Below are 3,570 nucleotides of genomic sequence, written 5' to 3'. Positions count from 1 at the left end.
CAACGACTCCGCCGCTGAGCGTGTCGATTCCATTCCACGCACCGCTTTGTTCGACGATCGCGCCAGGCAATGCGCCCGCGAAGAACGTGTCCGCATCGATTGCATTGCCGGCGGGATCCTCGAATGTCGAGGTGGTGCTGTCGAGAGTCAGATCCAGGACCTCCAGCAATGGTCGCGCCACGCTCTGGACGGGTCCAGCGGCGCGTGAATCGCCCGCATCCGGACCACCGCGCAGGCGCGCGCGCGTTGCCCAACGGTTGCCGAGGTGATCGAGATAGCCGCGCACTTCGATCTGACGCGGCTGTGCGATGCCGGTCGCGTAGATGGCATCCTCGTCGCGCAGTTGAGCCGAGCGCCGCACGGTGTTGCCGAGCACGCTGACGCTGCCATCGGCGCCCGGTTGCACGTCCGCCGGATCGACGGGCCCCTCGATGCGGATGACCGGTGCGCTGAACTGGATGCCCTGCGCGGCAAATGCGAGGTTGTCGCCGAACACACCATCGACCTCGAGTGCAGCACCGACGACCAGATCGTCGGCGCTGCCGAAACGGAACTCGGTCTGTGCGTCATGGGTCACCACATACGGGCCGAACTGGAACGATGTCGGCGACATGATCGTGCCGACGAGGCCGGTCAATGCACCGAGTGCGCCGGTCGTGCCGAGAGGAACCGGTGTGACGCAGGTCAGGCGCGTGACCGAGTCGAGCAACGATCCTGCGTTGAAACCGGTGATTGCATCGGCACGGATCTCGACGAACTGTCCAACGCTCAAGGCCTGGCCGCAATCGATCGGAGCCACGCCCACCACGCCGACGCGCTGCGGACCGATCAGGAGCTCGTCGCCGTTGATCGCGGTGATGTAGCCGGAGAGCAACCAGCGTGGGGTCGGCGTCGGCAGGAATTCGATGAATGAGGCCAGCAGGGTCGCGTTGGTGTCGACGTAGCCGCTGACATCGAGATGATTCCCAGGCGCGATGTTGCCGACAAGTCCTCCGGGCACGCCGGTGAGCCCGATATCGGCGATCACCGTCACCTCCTGTCCAAGCACCCGCAACGGGTCCACCGATGTGACCGGTCCGCGTTCCGCGTACGAAAACACGACGACGGCCGCTGCGGGGATCACGCCATTCGGAACGACGGTTGCGTAGCGCGCTTCGACGCGCATGCCGACGTGATGGGGCAATTCAGCGCCCGGCGCCAGCACTTGATCATCAATGATGACCTCGGTCTGCGGACCGACGACGACAGGATGTCCGTTGATGTCGAGAAGGGTATCCGCAGATGCAGACGTCGCGCCGAGAACGAGCGCACTCGACAAAAGCAGCGCTGGGCGCATGGGAACTCTCCTCTATCTTGTCCACTATGCGCGCGGCGCCGGTGCCCGGCAAGCACGCGTCCGCACACGGAATTCACGAAGCACTGCGCTGCACGTGTGCCGTTCCGCGGCGGCACGCGATGATGGTCACCGCTGCAATCGGGCGATGGTTCGGCGTGCAGCATTCTCAGACCCGAGTGCGCCGCGGCGTGCGGTGCCGTCCTCTTCCTCGACCGACGTCGCTCATTCGGCAACAGGGAACAGATCGACCACGCGAGCCGTGACCGCAGCGCCATCGACGGTCACCTCGGCCACCGCGACCGGAAGTTTGAAACGACGTCTGCCCGCGCTACCGGGATTGAGGTAGAGGACATTGCCGACGTCGCGAATCGAAGGCCGGTGCGAATGTCCCGAAATCACCACGCGCACACCGCTCGTGGCTGGATCGATGTCGATCCGGGCGATATCGTGGACGACGTAGAGCGACACGACCCCGATTTGCAGCGTCTGCACCTCGGGGATCGCGTGCGCCCATGGACTCGCGTCGTTGTTGCCGCGAACGGCAGTGACCGGAGCGATCTGCACGAGTGCTTCGAGGATCCGTGGGTCGCCGATGTCGCCGGCATGCACGATGTGGTCGCAGCCCCGCAGAAATTGCAGCGCCTCGGGCCGCAGCAGGCCATGCGTGTCGGAAATGACGCCGATTCGAACCATGCAAACCTCCATGCGCCTGCGCCGTCGAAGAAGCGAGCAGCCTCGTTCACTCTTCGAACGCTCGACCGCAGCGGCGCGGGCTGCGCCAGAGGCTGGCCGGTTGCCACCTTCGCACGTTTGTCCGCAACGGGGCTGGATCGTTGCCTCGATCGCACGCCGACCTCGCTCGACGGGAGAATGCAGCTTTCGCGTCGCCGATGCGCGCGGGGAAGGATGATGCGGGTCGTCGCGCGCGATTTTTTCCCACGAGAGGCGGTCGAGGATCAAAGTCAGCGTGATGTATCCGAATGTCGCCGGCGCGCGATCTGTCGCCGGTGATCCAGATGAGCGAAGTCGTCGTGGGATGAGGCGAACGCGGTTGCGCGTGCGCGGGACCCGATCGGCTTCGAGACTGCTCGCCATCATGCACGGTGGATGCAGGTGCCGGCGGTTGCGATCCCGGTCCGACCGTCACGGCTAGATCGACGCAGGAATGTTCTGCGCAATCCGCCACAGCACGCCGCTCGGATCGGTCAACGTGAAATCGCGCATTGCCCACGGGCGATCTTCGGGTTCGCCGATGTCGACGCCGAAACGCGTGCCGATGTCCTGCGCAACGACGTGCGCGTGCCAGTCGTCCACATTGTCGACCAGCAGATGCATCTGGAAATTTCGCGCGTGGTCGTCGACATGAAAGCGCTGCAGCAGAAAGCTGCAGTCGCCGGCATTGAGATACGCAAGATCGTCGTCGGACCACGGCATCGCGAAGCCGATCGCCTGATAAAACGCCTTCGAACGCTCGAAGTCCCGCGCGGGGACGAAGGCCTTGATCTCGACGGTTGCAAGGTTCATCGATCGACTCCGGAGTGTGACGGTCGCGCACCGATGCGCTTCCAGTAGATGCGTGTGCCTGTCAGCACCCCATGCGGGGTCAGCGCGAAATCCGGAATTTCCCCGGTGAGCGTGAAGCCGAGACTCTCGTAGAGTGTCGATGCGCCGCCGTCGGTCGCGGTGTCGAGCACCAGCAGTGTGCGTCGATGCTCGATGGCGACACGCTCGGCCTCACGCACCAGCGCCGCCGCGATGCCTCGACCCCGCAGGTCAGGACGCGTCATCAGTTTGGCAATCTCGCCGCGGTGTGGCTGGTTCGGCGGAAAATCGAGCAGCAGCGACACCGTGCCGGCGAGGACGCCATCGAGCCACGCGCCGAGCACGATGCGTTCGCCCCGATCGGCCGCTGCCAGCGCGCGCTCCCAGAATGCGCGCGCAACCTCGGGAGCAAGCGGATGCATGAAGCTCACCGATCCATTGCGGGCGACGACCTCGACCAGCAGGTCGGCAAGCTCCACGCACAGGTCCGCCGAAGCGCCAAGCGGACGAATCTCAAGGTCGGTCGGCACTGCGATCATGGTGCGGGTTCGACAGAAGGGGTGTGCATGCTGGCGGTGATCGATGCATGGGTCGACAGGTTCGGCCACGCTCGCACCAGTCCGGTGACATGCACGAGGCCGATTGCGAGACAGATCGCGGAACTCCACCACCAGAACGCGACGCTTCGCTCG

4 protein-coding genes are annotated in these 3,570 nt (G+C 64.9%); all 4 read right to left on the bottom strand.

Annotated elements, in window-relative coordinates; translation table 11 throughout:
- Positions 1-1,336, bottom strand: a 1,336-nt coding sequence (locus tag ABIV12_RS11010; protein ID WP_348059190.1) for a DUF5666 domain-containing protein, incomplete at its 3' end; no start/stop codon positions are given.
- A gap of 222 nt (positions 1,337-1,558) precedes the next feature.
- Complete coding sequence (locus ABIV12_RS11005) at positions 1,559-2,029, bottom strand: metallophosphoesterase family protein (RefSeq protein WP_348059188.1); 471 nt, start codon at positions 2,027-2,029, stop codon at positions 1,559-1,561.
- A 456-nt stretch (positions 2,030-2,485) separates the two neighbouring features.
- On the bottom strand, positions 2,486-2,860 hold the full coding sequence (locus tag ABIV12_RS11000) for a VOC family protein (RefSeq protein ID WP_348059186.1): 375 nt from the start codon (positions 2,858-2,860) through the stop codon (positions 2,486-2,488).
- Positions 2,857-3,417: a GNAT family N-acetyltransferase gene (locus ABIV12_RS10995; protein ID WP_348059184.1), complete on the bottom strand. Its 561-nt coding sequence runs from the start codon at positions 3,415-3,417 to the stop codon at positions 2,857-2,859. The genes ABIV12_RS11000 and ABIV12_RS10995 overlap by 4 nt, the downstream gene beginning before the upstream one ends.
- Positions 3,418-3,570: the final 153 nt, after the last annotated feature.

The organism is Dokdonella sp., assembly GCF_039926425.1.
Classification (GTDB): Bacteria; Pseudomonadota; Gammaproteobacteria; order Xanthomonadales; family Rhodanobacteraceae; genus Dokdonella_A.
This window is presented reverse-complemented; position numbering and strand designations above follow the sequence as displayed.

What these genes read in the sequence shown, in the direction of transcription:
- ABIV12_RS11005 (WP_348059188.1), bottom strand. Translation starts at nt 2,029, where the DNA reads ATGGTTCGAATCGGCGTCATTTCCGACACGCATGGCCTGCTGCGGCCC.
- ABIV12_RS11000 (WP_348059186.1), bottom strand. Translation starts at nt 2,860, where the DNA reads ATGAACCTTGCAACCGTCGAGATCAAGGCCTTCGTCCCCGCGCGGGAC.
- ABIV12_RS10995 (WP_348059184.1), bottom strand. Translation starts at nt 3,417, where the DNA reads ATGATCGCAGTGCCGACCGACCTTGAGATTCGTCCGCTTGGCGCTTCG.